Annotated in this window: 13 protein-coding genes; 5 read left to right on the forward strand and 8 right to left on the reverse strand. The window is 43.0% G+C overall.

The features are described from left to right. Window positions 1–9 precede the first annotated feature (9 nt). Genes R7P64_RS18085 through R7P64_RS18100 form a run of 4 tightly spaced genes read right to left on the reverse strand, consistent with a single transcriptional unit; the run spans window position 10 to window position 2,767 of the window. Entirely contained in the window at window positions 10–420 is a 411-nt protein-coding gene (locus tag R7P64_RS18085; protein ID WP_005381606.1) for a prepilin-type N-terminal cleavage/methylation domain-containing protein, read from the reverse strand. Further along, complete coding sequence (locus tag R7P64_RS18090; RefSeq protein WP_213973438.1) at window positions 410–1,663, reverse strand: hypothetical protein; 1,254 nt, start codon at window positions 1,661–1,663, stop codon at window positions 410–412. The genes R7P64_RS18085 and R7P64_RS18090 overlap by 11 nt, the downstream gene beginning before the upstream one ends. Next, window positions 1,660–2,277, reverse strand: coding sequence for a PilW family protein (locus tag R7P64_RS18095; protein WP_005381615.1), 618 nt, complete (start codon window positions 2,275–2,277; stop codon window positions 1,660–1,662). The genes R7P64_RS18090 and R7P64_RS18095 overlap by 4 nt, the downstream gene beginning before the upstream one ends. Then, the gene (locus R7P64_RS18100) at window positions 2,258–2,767 is read right to left on the reverse strand and encodes a GspH/FimT family pseudopilin (protein ID WP_213868819.1); all 510 of its coding nucleotides are present in this window, start codon (window positions 2,765–2,767) and stop codon (window positions 2,258–2,260) included. The genes R7P64_RS18095 and R7P64_RS18100 overlap by 20 nt, the downstream gene beginning before the upstream one ends. A gap of 103 nt (window positions 2,768–2,870) precedes the next feature. On the opposite strand from R7P64_RS18100, the gene R7P64_RS18105 reads away from it, so the two are divergent. Continuing rightward, window positions 2,871–3,302, forward strand: a complete 432-nt coding sequence (locus R7P64_RS18105; protein ID WP_222712440.1) for a type IV pilin protein — start codon at window positions 2,871–2,873, stop codon at window positions 3,300–3,302. Window positions 3,303–3,371: 69 nt separating this feature from the next. Here the strand turns inward: R7P64_RS18105 and dnaJ are convergent, their stop codons facing one another. The 4 genes from dnaJ to grpE all read right to left on the reverse strand — a co-directional run bounded on the left by dnaJ (window position 3,372) and on the right by grpE (window position 9,275). Further along, window positions 3,372–4,520, reverse strand: a complete 1,149-nt coding sequence (dnaJ, locus tag R7P64_RS18110) for a molecular chaperone DnaJ (protein ID WP_005381620.1) — start codon at window positions 4,518–4,520, stop codon at window positions 3,372–3,374. Between the two features lie 204 nt (window positions 4,521–4,724). Continuing rightward, window positions 4,725–6,638, reverse strand: a complete 1,914-nt coding sequence (dnaK, locus tag R7P64_RS18115; protein ID WP_005381623.1) for a molecular chaperone DnaK — start codon at window positions 6,636–6,638, stop codon at window positions 4,725–4,727. 347 nt (window positions 6,639–6,985) lie between these two features. Then, window positions 6,986–8,260 (reverse strand): dicarboxylate/amino acid:cation symporter, encoded by a 1,275-nt coding sequence (locus R7P64_RS18120; protein WP_053302985.1) that lies wholly within the window; start codon window positions 8,258–8,260, stop codon window positions 6,986–6,988. Between the two features lie 418 nt (window positions 8,261–8,678). Then, window positions 8,679–9,275 carry a nucleotide exchange factor GrpE gene (gene grpE / locus R7P64_RS18125; protein WP_021034134.1) on the reverse strand — a complete coding sequence of 199 codons (597 nt, stop codon included), beginning with the start codon at window positions 9,273–9,275 and terminating at the stop codon, window positions 8,679–8,681. Window positions 9,276–9,421: 146 nt separating this feature from the next. On the opposite strand from grpE, the gene nadK reads away from it, so the two are divergent. The 4 genes from nadK (at window position 9,422) to bamE (ending at window position 14,283) form a co-directional block, all read left to right on the forward strand. Beyond that, a complete protein-coding gene (gene nadK / locus R7P64_RS18130; protein WP_005381631.1) occupies window positions 9,422–10,306 on the forward strand; it encodes an NAD(+) kinase in 885 nt (294 codons plus the stop codon). A 265-nt stretch (window positions 10,307–10,571) separates the two neighbouring features. Then, complete coding sequence (locus R7P64_RS18135; protein ID WP_318119024.1) at window positions 10,572–11,762, forward strand: DUF3103 domain-containing protein; 1,191 nt, start codon at window positions 10,572–10,574, stop codon at window positions 11,760–11,762. Between the two features lie 166 nt (window positions 11,763–11,928). Further along, window positions 11,929–13,593, forward strand: a complete 1,665-nt coding sequence (gene recN / locus R7P64_RS18140; protein WP_005383750.1) for a DNA repair protein RecN — start codon at window positions 11,929–11,931, stop codon at window positions 13,591–13,593. A 330-nt stretch (window positions 13,594–13,923) separates the two neighbouring features. Continuing rightward, window positions 13,924–14,283, forward strand: coding sequence for an outer membrane protein assembly factor BamE (gene bamE / locus R7P64_RS18145; protein ID WP_005391468.1), 360 nt, complete (start codon window positions 13,924–13,926; stop codon window positions 14,281–14,283). Window positions 14,284–14,371 lie beyond the last annotated feature (88 nt).

The following is a 14,371-nucleotide window of genomic DNA, read 5'->3' on the forward strand; positions in this document are numbered from 1 at the left end:
CAATTGAACTTAGTTTTCGAATTCACTGTATTGTGAGATCATCGTTTTAAGCTGAACTGATCGCGTCTCGCCGATTCTATCCTTCCAGCTAGAGGTAATGGTGATAGTTTTCAGTGTTCCTGAAACCGTGGCAGCTGGAACTTCCCACTCGACGACATAAGATCCAGTAACAGAAGAGCCTGTTGCAATAGAAGCAAAATTTGCAGGTGTGATGGTAGACATCGCCGCAGAAGCACCACGCGTCCGGAACCATTCGAGCTGGTTTTCTGCTAGACGAAGTGCTTCAATACTTTTTATGGCATATTCGGATTCGCGTTCTAAATACACGTTTAGCTTAGTTAAACCTAGTGCCCCAACACCGATAAGTAGAAAAGAAATTAGAACTTCAAGAAGGTTAAAACCTTTTTGTTTAGAGATCATTCCAGGAGCCTTTTTTCCATCTCGGAATTGCATGCGCATTCCTTGAATTGTCTATCACATCTTTATTGTATCTAAAGTCCAAAGAATCGAAGAAAACCGCTGCCTGATCTTCACTATCAAAATATTGACCACCAGATACCGTAAAAGAACCATGCTGATAATAAGAAGCTATTGTCCTGTATGAGTCTTCTACAACACTTGGCACATGATTTAGGTGAGCATTGGCTTCGAACCCAACCCAATCCGCTGTTGTCGGGGTATAATCATGATTGAAATGAAACAAGACCCCTTTAAACTTATTTGATGTAGCGCCGGAGCTCGGTGGTCCCATCACGGAGAAAAGACCATCATGAATGAGCACTGTTACGCCATTGGTCGATGATGTAGCATTCACTAAATCATTGTATTCCGATTGCTTGATTTCACAGCTCCCTTCCACCCATAAATGATGCTTCCCTGACTGAATTTCTGCTGTTAAAGCAGCACCACAATTAGGTATACCATCAGCCACTGAGCCCGTCATAACATGAAATACACCATTATCTCGGACATCGTTATGCTCTTCAGCCTTTACTCCAAAGAAGGATTCAAATGGCTTTAAATCTGTATCTTGAGTAAAATCATCACCAGCACCAACCCCGCCAACACTAGATGAGAGATGACGGTTTGCCGTCGTGTTTGCACAATCTTTATTTGTAGGGTTGTTAAAATCGGCATAGGGAGACTCTCCATGAATTACGCCTTTATTATCAACTGAAGAGGAGTAAAAGCGCTTTTTATACCTTAACGCAATACACTCCCACCCATCGCTGCTCAATTCCCCTGGGTCTGGAGTAGAGAACGTTGCACTAGAATGAAAATAAATGTCGGCATTAGACTGCATTGCACCATAACTCAAGTTACCTCCCAAAATAATCTCCTTACTAATGCTTGTAAATCCAACATTAGAAGTAACCAAATACCCATTGGAAGTACTCGTAAAATTCGGAATCGTCCAAAGTCCTGAGCCACAATCTGTTATTACGTCAGGTACAATATTATTAACTCTAAATTGCGCCCATGCACATTCAACACCTCCTTCCGCTAACCAATGTGCTTGTCGAGTTTTTATTTCGTTTTGCGCAACTTTTATTTGAAAAAATACACCTTTGGATGATGCTAATGATGCAATTAAAGCAAGTAATAAAAGTATAGAAGTCACAAGCAAAGTGGTATAACCGGAATAGCTATATTTAGATGTCATTGCCAATTCCTTTGTTTGATAGAAAACTCCGCAACTTCACTAAAGACTCCATCAATTGTTTTCAAACCTAACTTAACGCTCGTGACCGAACTTACATTTCCTCCATTAGTCACTGTTTCTGAACTAACGGTGAATTGGGTAACTTGGAAAATATCATCATCAAATAGAGAACGACAAAAATCTATACCATCAAAAGATAATATTTGTGTTTGAGACACAACGCCTTTCTCACATATAAAAAACCGAGTATCTCTCTTCTCATACTTAATATTTCGATAGTCTTCATTGGCAGCTGAGTCCTCTTTAAAATACACAAGCCCTACAGAAGAGGCGCCACTCAGCATTATGGTTCCTGTAGCTCCGGATAATTTGAGTGAACTACCGTTCCCACCATCATAACCTGCTCTTTGAATATCTTCTTTCATAACAGATAAAGTGATATTCAGACCTTGCAATAAATTTAGCTCTAAGCTTTTTTCCTTTGCTGTTTTTTGTAAACTTAAGAATATAGAGCCCACTACACTAAGGACAATTAACCCAATTAAAGAACTAATCATCAATTCGATTAAAGAGCTACCTATTTGATAGCGTTTGTTAGCACTGACGGTAATCATATAACTTAGTTCCAGAGTTACTACAAATTTTAATCCTTCCGGGAGGGTTGGAGAGCTTTGCTTGTAGTTTTATGTTTTGAGCATTAGTTGGGAAAAACTCTATATTTCCTCCTTGGGGTCGTCCACGGACCTCATCGAAGCTTATTTTTTGATTCTCGTAGCTGTGCTTCAAAGATAATTCAGAGTAGGCAGAGCCGGAAAGGCTTAAAATTACGCCCCCAGAGCCGCTAGACGAGTTAGTTAACTGTAGAGACCATGCACCTTGACTGACAACGACGTTTTTAGCCATAGAGAAATGAATATATAATTTTTGATTTCTCATTACCGCCTCGGACTTACTTTGGCTTAGAAAACCAGCTAATTCAGTTGCTAATCGCTGCATTTGCACAGTTTGTGAAACACGGCTAAAGCTTGGAGCTGCAAACGCCAATACAATACTCAGTACAGCAACAGTAATAAGAAGCTCCAACAACGTAAACCCGCGAGGCATTTCCCAAATTCCTATGTAAACGGCAAAAGGGCCGTAATTCATCTTGCACAGATGCTATCACCTGCCAAAAATAGGCGGAAAAGTGAAAAGGAAACTACTCGTGATGATTCGAATTTCTCGTTGTAACGGCTACAAAAAAGGATTGAGAGGGATGACATTGATCGAATTACTGATAGCTGTCGCGATTGTCGGGATCATTGCTGCGATCGCCTACCCTTCTTACACCAATCATGTGCTCAAGTCTCATAGGACGGTTGCCTTGAGCGATCTTAGTCGAATTCAGCTAGAGCTAGAGACATCTTATGATGGTGGGTACGACTGGAGTCATATTATCTCTGGAGGCATATGCACTCTATGCGATTCAGACACAGATAGATTTTCTTTCAATATTGCGAGCTCTGCAAGTACGGCCTATACCATTACAGCAACAGCAAAATCGGCTCTGGGACAAGACGACGACGAGTGCTTGACTGGTTCTAAAACGATTACTTTAACGTCAACAAATGTCGAAGAACCTAGTGATTGCTGGAACTAGCAAGAACACCGAGATGCAAAAAGGCCTGCATTTTAGCAGGCCTTTGTATTTGTGCTTTTCACTAACGTCTTAGCTGGTTAAATCGTCAAAGAACTTTTTCACACCGTTGAAAAAGCCTTCTGATTTAGGCTTGTGCTTTGTCGCCGCTTCACCACCACAAGACTCTTCAAACTCTTTGAGCAGTTCTTTTTGGCGTGAGCTTAGATTTACTGGTGTTTCGACAACCAACTTCACAATAAGATCACCAACACCGCCACCGCGAACGCCTTTCACACCTTTACCACGCATGCGGAACATACGACCTGTTTGCGTTTCTGAAGGTACTTTTAGGCTTACGCGACCATCTAGAGTTGGTACTTCAACTTCACCACCTAGAGCTGCCATCGCAAAGCTTACTGGCACTTCACAGTATAGGTTGTTGCCATCACGCTCGAAGATATGGTGCTCTTTCACGTGCACTTGTACATACAAGTCACCCGCTGGTGCTCCCATTTCTCCCGCTTCACCTTCGCCAGATAGACGAATACGGTCGCCAGTATCAACACCTGCTGGGATCTTAACGTTAAGTGTTTTTGTTTTCTGCTTACGACCTTGACCATGACACTCATTACAAGGGTCTTTAATGATTTTACCTTTGCCGTGACAGGTAGGACAGGTTTGTTGCACTGCGAAGAAGCCCTGGCGCATCTGTACTTGACCATGACCATGACAGGTACCACATGTTTCAGCAGATGAACCTTTCTTCGCGCCACTACCATCACAGGTATCACAGTGTACTAGTGTCGGTACTTCGATCTCTTTCGTTACACCACGAACCGCTTCTTCTAGCGTCAATTCCATGTTGTAACGTAGGTCAGCACCTCGCTGGGCACGGTGGCCACCACCGCCACGACGACCACCACCAAAGATGTCACCGAATACATCGCCAAAGATGTCGCCGAAATCAGCACCGCCGCCGCCAAAGCCGCCGCCACCGAAACCACCGCCGCCTTGTTCAAAAGCTGCATGACCGTATTGGTCGTACGCCGCTTTCTTTTGAGGGTCGGTCAGAACTTCGTACGCTTCTTTTACTTCTTTAAACTTGTCCGCCGCAGAATCATCACCCTGGTTTCGGTCTGGGTGGAATTTCATCGCTAGACGCTTATACGCCTTTTTGATATCGCGCTCTGAGGCATCACGGCTTACGCCTAATACTTCGTAAAAATCACGTTTTGACATGTTCTTCGTCACCAGTTAATTACTACAAACGGCATCGATTCACCGCTTGGTGTTTGTATCGTTCTAGGTAAGTGCACTTGTCTGCAACATACTTAACTAGAAAGACAGCGTTTACAAACAGACGGGCGTAAGAGTTGCCCCAAACGCCCGCACACGAAGTCTTATCGACCCCAGATGGCTATGCAGCCATCTGGTTAAGAAATATTATTTCTTGTCGTCTTTAACTTCTTCGAACTCAGCATCTACAACGTCGTCTTCTTTAGACTGTGCACCTGCGTCAGCACCTTGTGCTTGCTGCGCTTGAGCTTGTTGTTGAGCGATTTCCATCAGCTTTTGAGAAGCAGTCATTAGTGCTTGAACTTTAGCATCGATAGCTTCTTTGTCTTCGCCTTTACGTGCTGTTTCTAGCTCAGAAATTGCTGCTTCAATCTTCTCTTTCTCTTCTGCAGGTAGCGCTTCACCAGCTTCTTCTACTTGCTTACGAGTACCGTGAATCATTTGGTCAGCTTGGTTACGTGCAGTCGCTAGCTCTTCGAACTTCTTGTCCGCTTCTTTGTTAGCTTCTGCTTCTTGAACCATTTTCTCGATGTCTTCATCGCTTAGACCGCCAGAAGCTTGGATAGTGATCTTCTGCTCTTTACCAGTCTGCTTGTCTTTCGCAGACACATGTAGGATACCATCCGCATCAAGGTCAAAAGTAACCTCGATTTGTGGCATGCCACGTGGTGCAGGCTGGATGCCTTCTAGGTTAAATTGGCCTAGAGACTTATTGTACATCGCTTGCTTACGCTCACCTTGTAGAACGTGGATAGTTACCGCGCTCTGGTTGTCTTCCGCTGTAGAGAAAACTTGGTTCGCTTTAGTTGGGATAGTTGTGTTCTTCTCAACTAACTTAGTCATCACGCCACCCATTGTCTCGATACCTAGAGACAGTGGAGTTACGTCTAGTAGTAGTACGTCTTTAACGTCACCAGCAAGTACACCACCTTGAACTGCAGCACCCATTGCTACTGCTTCGTCAGGGTTTACGTCACGGCGCGCTTCTTTACCAAAGAACTCAGCAACTTTCGCTTGAACCATTGGCATACGAGTCTGACCACCAACTAGGATTACGTCAGTGATGTCGTTTACTGATAGGTCAGCGTCAGCTAGAGCTACTTTTAATGGCTCAAGAGAGCGTTGTACTAGGTCTTCAACTAGAGATTCTAGTTTTGCACGAGTCACTTTAATGTTCATGTGCTTAGGACCAGTTGCATCTGCAGTAACGTAAGGTAGGTTTACGTCTGTTTGAGAAGTAGAAGAAAGCTCGATTTTCGCTTTCTCTGCTGCTTCTTTAACACGCTGCATTGCTAGTGGGTCGTTCTTAAGGTTGATGCCTTGCTCTTTGTTGAACTCATCAACCAAGTAGTTGATTAGACGGTTATCAAAGTCTTCACCACCTAGGTGAGTATCACCGTTAGTTGCCAGAACTTCGAATGTTTTCTCGCCTTCAACTTCATCAATTTCGATGATTGAAATATCGAATGTACCACCACCAAGGTCGTATACCGCGATAGTGCGATCGCCGCCTTTCTTATCTAGACCGTAAGCTAGTGCAGCTGCCGTTGGTTCGTTGATGATACGTTTAACTTCTAGACCTGCGATACGGCCAGCATCTTTTGTCGCTTGACGCTGAGCATCGTTAAAGTAAGCAGGTACTGTGATAACTGCGCCAGTTACTTCCTCACCAAGGAAGTCTTCAGCAGTTTTCTTCATTTTCTTAAGAACTTCAGCAGAAACCTGAGGAGCTGCCATTTTTTGGCCTTTCGCTTCTACCCAAGCATCACCGTTGTCAGCCTTAACGATTTTGTAAGGCATGATTTCGATGTCACGCTGAACTTCTTCGTCTTCAAAACGACGACCGATTAGACGCTTAATTGCAAATAGCGTGTTTTCTGGGTTAGTTACTGCTTGACGTTTCGCTGGTTGACCTACTAGCGTCTCACCGTCAGTGTAAGCAATAACCGATGCAGTAGTACGTTCGCCCTCTGCGTTTTCAATTACACGTGGTTTGTCGCCGTCTAATACAGCAACACATGAGTTAGTAGTACCTAAGTCAATACCAATGATTTTACCCATCTGGCTATCTCCGAATAAATTCTATTTTCGTTTGGTTATAACCCCAATGTGGGGGGAGGAGAATCGGGTTTCAACCCTTGCTCACAAACAAAAATAATCAATGTTTGCTTCTCTATGCCACATAGATAAGGGCGGCAAAATGCTTTTCAAGGGCAGAATTAAAAAAAAGCGTCTTTTTTCGAAATTTATGTGTTTCTTTCTGATTAGTTGGGAACTCGTCACACTGCTGTAGCGCAACAAAACGTCATTTCCCAGATAAATTTATTTATGCCCGACTCTTCCTAAATAAAAAACGAGCTCATAAGAGCTCGCTTCAATATTAGGGTTAAAATAAATTATTCAAGGTATTAGGCGTTCGCTTGAGCAGGCTCAGCATCAACACCTTCTTCTTTACCTATCTCACCTTCTGTTTTTGCAACAATGGTGTTCACTGCCGTATCGCCGACAACGTTAGATGATGTACAGAACATATCATTGATACGGTCGACCGCAGCAATGATTGCTAAACCTTCAGGTGGTAAACCTAGTTGGTGAAGCAAAACGCCTACCATTACCACGCCGCCCCCAGGAACGCCGCCAGCACCAATAGATAACAGAAGAATAGTTAAGCCAAGTGTGAAGATGTCTGCGGTGTTAATTGGCTGGCCAAAAGCGTTCGCAACAAACATCGTTGCTAGAGCAATATAGATAGACACACCAGACATATTCATCGTTGCGCCCAGTGGTACACCGAAGCCAGCAACCGATTTAGAGACCTGAAGCTTTTCTGTCAGTGTGCGCATCGTTACCGGGATAGTAGCATTTGAGCTCGCGGTAGATAGAGAGAAAAGAATCTGCTCACGAGTTGCACGTAGGAAAGTCTTTGGAGAAGTTCCTGTCGCAATACTCACTGCCATTGGGTAGAAGAAGAAGATCCAGAACACCAACATCGCAACCACCAAAGCCACGTAACCGGCAACGGACATTAATGTATTGGCATTTAGCGTTGCACCTAGTTGAATCATTAGTGCGAACACACCATATGGTGCAAGACTCATCACTAATCCAACCAATTTCATCATGATCTCATTTGCCATTTTGAATGTGCGAATAGCTGGGCCACCACGAGAATCCAAAGCTTGAATTGCAAGCCCCGTCAAAATTGCCATAAAGATGATTTGCAGCATGTCACCGCTAGCAAACGCTTGTACAGGGTTGCTAGGAACAATGTTAACAACTAAAGAGAAAATGTCCGGCGTATCTGTCGTTGTCAGCTGTACAGCCTCAGATACCGTTCCTGCTAGATTAGCGCCCGCTCCTGGCTGGAAGATCAAGCCGACAGTCAAAGCCGCCGTAATCGCAATGATGGTGTTAAGAATGTAAAGGGTAAAAGTTTTTCCACCAAGACGACCAAATGCACTGATGTCTTTCAAGTCAACAATGCCGCATACGATTGAAACGTAAACTAAAGGAACAACAAGCAATTTGATCAGTGAGACGAACATGCCGCCAACACCTTCTGCTGCTCCAAGTAGGTATGTATCAAAAATCGCAATACCGCTAAATAAGTACTGAATTGCTGTCCCCAGCACAAGGCCGGCAAACAAGCCTATAAAAATCTTACTAGAAAGCGATTTATCCATTATAAATCTCCGATATGTTGTGTTTGATATTTACATTTTTGTAGTTATATATGCTTACTTTTAAAGCATTATTCGCAAATCATACACACCAAAGTTACAAAATAAAGTGATAATTTACATTTTTGTTAACGAAATTATTTTAGAAAAAATGACTATATTTACATTCCTATGCAGAACAAACATTCATACAGCGAATGATTACAATCACTTATAGCCCTTTCCGTTAATAAACACGCAGCGAGATGAGAGAAAATCTCCTATAGGAAAATAATTAACCAATAGGAAAAAATATGAAGGGGATCAAATTTTCATTTATCGATATACAACGAAGTTCGATGCAGTCATTTATGTTTAAAACAAAAAAGCGCCCATCAAAAATGATGGGCGCTTTTATATTTAAAAAAACAGGTAGTTAAAGTTACTTAGCAACCATTACCATTGCCGGACGAATCACACGGCCGTTTAGTTCGTAACCTTTTTGCATAACAAACATAACAGTGTTTGATTCATGATCAGGGCTCTCCTGAATCGACATCGCTTGATGGAACTCTGGATTGAATGCTTCACCTTCAGGGTTGATTGCTTTCAAGCCAAATTTCGCTACAACGTCTACAAACGTTTTATGGGTTAGTTCAACGCCTTCTAGGAACGGCTTCACAGTTTCATTCTCTGTATCTGCCGCTTGAATTGCACGCTCTAGGTTATCAATAACAGGAAGCAGCTCTTCTGCAAACTTGTTCAACGCAAACTTACGTGCTTTATCGATCTCTTGCTCAGTGCGACGACGCATGTTTTCTACTTCAGCTTTAGAACGCAACACCGCATCTTGTTGCTCTTTTACTTTTGCCTCGCTAGACAATAGTGCCGCTTCTAGTTGAGCAATCTTAGCGTCTGTCTCATCACCAAGCTCTTCAAGCTCAGCTTCAACTTCTTGTGCTTCAGCTTCTACTTTTTCAGCCTCTTCGATGATTTGATCAAGCTCTTCTTCTGTAACTTTGTTTTCTTCGTTGCTCATGATATCTCCAGAATTCAACATAATGCCCTTAAAGCCATGCGCGTTTTTGCGGGCTTTAACCACATAAAAATTCGCATATTTAGGTGACTTGCCATTATTATGGGGATGAAGATTCCTGATTCAAGCCTCTTTAATGCGGAAATGCTATGAAAAATCCATGTAACGTGATCGCGATTATCGGAAAACCAAGAGATCAACAAGCAATTCAAACTCATAAAGAGTTGTACCAATGGTTGACCTCTGAGGGCTATAAAGTATTCATTGACGATCGCCTTGCCGCAATACTGGATGATATCCCACAGAGTCAGTTTGCTAGCTTAGTTGAACTAGGAAAAAATGCCGATCTAGCCATTGTGGTTGGTGGCGATGGCAACATGCTAGGTGCAGCAAGAATTTTATCCCGATTTGATGTACCAGTTATAGGCGTGAACCGCGGAAATTTGGGCTTCTTAACTGACTTGAACCCAGACGACTTCCAAGCGTCTCTGCAAGCGGTACTCGACGGTGAGTATATTGAAGAGGAGCGTTTTCTTTTAGAGGCGGAAGTACACCGCCACGGACAAATAAAGAGCCATAACGCTGCGCTAAACGAAGCCGTACTTCACCCAGGGCAAATTGCTCATATGATTGAATTTGAAGTGTATATTGATGAAAGCTTCGCCTTCTCTTTACGGGCCGACGGTTTGATTGTCTCCACTCCGACTGGCTCGACGGCATATTCACTTTCTGGCGGCGGCCCAATTCTTTCTCCTAGCTTGAATGCCATTTCACTCGTGCCAATGTTCCCGCATACATTGTCGAGTCGACCTTTGGTGGTTGATGGAAAACGTCGAATTAAATTGGTGGTATCACCAGAAAACCGTGGAACACAAGAAGTTAGCTGTGATGGACAAGTCTCACTTCCAGTTACCCCTGGCGACGAAATTCACATCTATCAAAGTCCAAATGTACTAAAGCTCATCCATCCAAAAGACTACAGCTACTATCACGTCTTACGGAATAAGCTTGGCTGGTCTAGTAAATTGTTCTAACACTTGTTACTCAGGGCAATAACTTCAATAAAAAAGCCAGCAGCTTAATTGCTACTGGCTTTTGGCTTTCTTAGACAAGAAATAGACACAAAGTAGTGAGGCGACACGATATTTGTCATCATTAAAGAGAAGCTTATAAATTTTGATCCTGTGGGCAAACTTTACACAAAAGATAGAAAAGCAAATTCAATGATCTATGTCCGGTGATATTCTCACCATGAATAGAGTATTAACTCTATTTCATACAATCAATAAAGGACATATTATGAAGAAAACCATCATTCTGTCTGTTCTCAGTACATTAGCACTTATTGGCTGCCAATCAGAGGAAACGCAAGTCAACAGTGTATCCAACGCAAAAGCGGAAGATATCACTAAGACGAAGCGTGCCCTAGCTCAACAATTGAGTGAGAACTATGCTGCCATTGAACCCATGTTGAGAAGAGATATTACTCCGCAACAGACTAACGTGTCTGTATCAGCATTTGTTAAGCAAAACCCTAACTCAGAGTTCAGCCGCCAGCTTGTACAAGCTGACACTCAAATTCGTAGCTGGAAAGGTATTTCTGAATACTCAGATCAGTTGTTAGAAGTTCGCTTGGCAAATGAAGCCATGATAACAGCATGGCAAAGTGGCGAGGTCGAGCCATTATTTGCGTTTGAACCAAGTGGTGATGATGAGAATTGGCAATACATCGAAGCATTTGATGTTTATGGCAACATCCATCAACTCGATGTTTACCAGCTCCCTGAGGTACCTGTACTTGTCGTTGATAACAATAGCTCTGCAGAGCTAAAAGCAGGCTTGCAAGCTATGCAAGCTGAGATGAAAAAACTCGGTCAACCAGCTTTAGTTCAACCATATATTGCTGATGAACAACGCCAAAATACACCGTTATTGTCAAGTAGCGCAGTGGGCGAAGCGGCTCCAATTCAAACCACGCAGTTGAAAAAGATCCGTCTAGCCGATGACAAAGAACCTTGGATCTCTGGCAAGGCAGAAATCTACGCTATCGTAACGGGCGTCAATCCAAGTCGTGATGAACCTACTCTCGATTTGGTGGAGCTTCCATACTTAGACTACGATAACCAAGATTACTATCCAAATCAGATCATTATTCACTGGTCTCGTTACCGCTGGGGTGCGGCAGACATTGTGCTCATGGAGCAAGATGACGGCACAGACTATAAACAATTGGCAAAACTCCTTGTTCAAGTTGCCGAAGAAGTATTGAAAGCGATTCCAGATCCAGAAGTTCAGGCTTACGCGGTTATTCCGCAAATCACGAACAAGATCATCGACACTATCCCCGATGGTGTACTCACGAATGATGATGACTTCGTCGACGTATACTACACTCTAATGCAAGACACTTCATACGTGGATCACCCAGGTGCGGGTGTGAATGCAGTCGTCACGCTAGAACCACTAACGATTAACCCAACTCGTCCGTAACCTGTTCAATTTTAATGAGTCGTTGTAATCACATCGGCTCATTTTTCCCACTTCATCACAAAAAAACAGCCTACAAAGAAAATTTTCCTCACCTGACTTTACTGTATAAAGAAACAGTATATACTGTTCTCTTATACAGTATTGTTCAGTTATACAGGTAAATAAAATGCTGGCTCATCTAAGTGTTAATAATTTTGCGATTGTTAAGTCTTTACAACTCGAGCTTTCTAAGGGCATGACCACCATTACAGGTGAAACAGGCGCGGGTAAATCCATTGCTATCGATGCTTTAGGGCTCTGCTTAGGCGGACGAGCCGATGCCGGCATGGTGCGACAAGGTGAAGAGAAAACCGAAGTTAGCGCCGCTTTTTTATTGGACAACAACTTACATGCAACACGTTGGTTAGAAGATAACGATCTGCTAGATGGCAGTGAGTGTATTTTGCGTCGTATTATCACAAAAGAAGGCCGCTCAAGAGCCTTCATTAATGGCAGCCCTGTTCCACTATCACAACTCAAATCTCTAGGGCAGCTACTTATCAATATCCATGGGCAGCACGCTCATCATCAATTGATGAAAAGTGAGCACCAAATGGCCATGCTCGACCAATATGCTGGGCATTTAAACCTACTAAAAAGCACACGAAGTGCTTACCAGCATTGGCGTCAGGCGGATAATAACCTCAAGCAGCTAAAAGAAAATAGCCAGCAAAACCAGGCGCAAAAACAGTTGCTTGAATACCAAATCAAAGAACTGAATGAGTTATCGCTAGGTGAAGAAGAATTTGCAGAGCTCGAGCAAGAGCATAAACGACTATCCAACAGTGGTGAACTCGCCACTACCTGTCAGCAAGCCATCGAACTTATTTACGAAGGTGAAGAAGTCAATGCGCTTGGTATTTTGCAATCGGCCAATCACTCCCTAATTCAATTAGCCGAATTAGATGAAAAGCTATCTGAGCTACCTAACATGCTGTCAGAAGCGATGATTCAACTTGAAGAAACGAAGAATGAATTACGCAGCTACTTAGATGGCATCGATGTTGATCCAGCTCGTATGGCTTATGTAGAAGAACGTTTTTCTAAAGTGATGTCTGTAGCTCGTAAACACCACGTAATGCCAGAAGAACTCTACCAGCATCATCAAGATCTTCTGGCCCAAGTAGAAGCGTTAGATTGCTCCGATGAACGTTTAGATGAACTTGCTCAAGAAGTAGAACACAAGTACCAAAGCTTTCTAACACAAGCAGAAAAACTGCACAAATCACGCAGCCGTTACGCAAAAGAACTGAACAAACTGATCACACAAAGCATGCACGAATTGAGCATGGAGAAAGCAGTATTCAGTATCGAAGTTAGCAATGACAACACGCACCCATCGCCGCTTGGCATGGACAGCGTGTGCTTCTTAGTATCGACCAACCCGGGACAACCATTGCAACCTATAGCAAAAGTTGCGTCAGGCGGTGAGCTATCACGTATCTCTCTAGCGATCCAAGTGATCACCGCTCAGAAAGTAGATACACCAAGTTTAATCTTCGATGAAGTGGACGTAGGTATTAGTGGCCCAACAGCTGCCGTAGTGGGCAAAATGCTACGCAAGCTTGGCGAATCTACTCAAGTATTGTGTGTCACTCACCTCCCTCAAGTTGCCGGATGCGGCCATCAACAAATGTTCGTGGCTAAACAAACAAAAGCTGGCCAAACCGAAACACAAATGCACGCATTAGATGAACAACAACGTGTGGCAGAATTAGCTCGCCTACTTGGAGGTAGCCAAATTACAGATTCTACCCTTGCAAACGCCAAAGAGCTCCTCATCGCCGCTTAGCCATGCTCTTCCAAAGATAGAGTCACGAACACTGCTCCGTGACTCTACCTCCCCCATCACCATATCAAAGTGCTTGGGTGCTGATTCCCTTTCGAAATAATGGTCAGTGCCACCCCATAGCTCAATAACTTGGCTATTTGTCATTAGTTACCGCTTAAACTGGATAGAAAACCGCTCATCGACATAAACATACATGTGAGAGAATCAATAAATGCAACTCAACTCAAAATTCGTTGTCTGATTTCCTATCATACGACGCATAGCTTTTTACATCTGCGTCGAGCTTGTTTATTATCAGCGCAGTATTTTAAAGGTTACTAAGAAATTATTATGCAATTAAAGAAGTGGTTAGTTGCCGTACCATTAGCAATGACATTGCTGACAGGATGTTCGGTATTGGAAAAACTGGTTTATCGCATTGATATCAACCAAGGCAACTATGTAGAACAAAGTGCGGTAGATAAATTAAAGTTTGGGATGACTAAAGCACAGGTTCGCTTCGTACTAGGGTCGCCAATGCTTATTGAAAACGGCTACCCAAACACTTGGTACTACATTTATCACCATACTCCTGGTCACGGTGATCCAGTGCAAAAAGACCTGATCGTTAACTTTAACGACCAAGGCACACTCGCAGATATCAGTGGTGACTTTCCAAAAAGTGACGCATTTTACGAGCAAATTCAGTAAACTGACTTTTGCAAAAAAACCTCCCGTTTGGGAGGTTTTTTATTATATAGAAATCATGTTAGTAAAACTTTGAGTAACTCACATGAGC

The sequence above is a fragment of the Vibrio sp. 2304 genome (assembly GCF_033339475.1).
Classification (GTDB): Bacteria; Pseudomonadota; Gammaproteobacteria; order Enterobacterales; family Vibrionaceae; genus Vibrio; species Vibrio alginolyticus.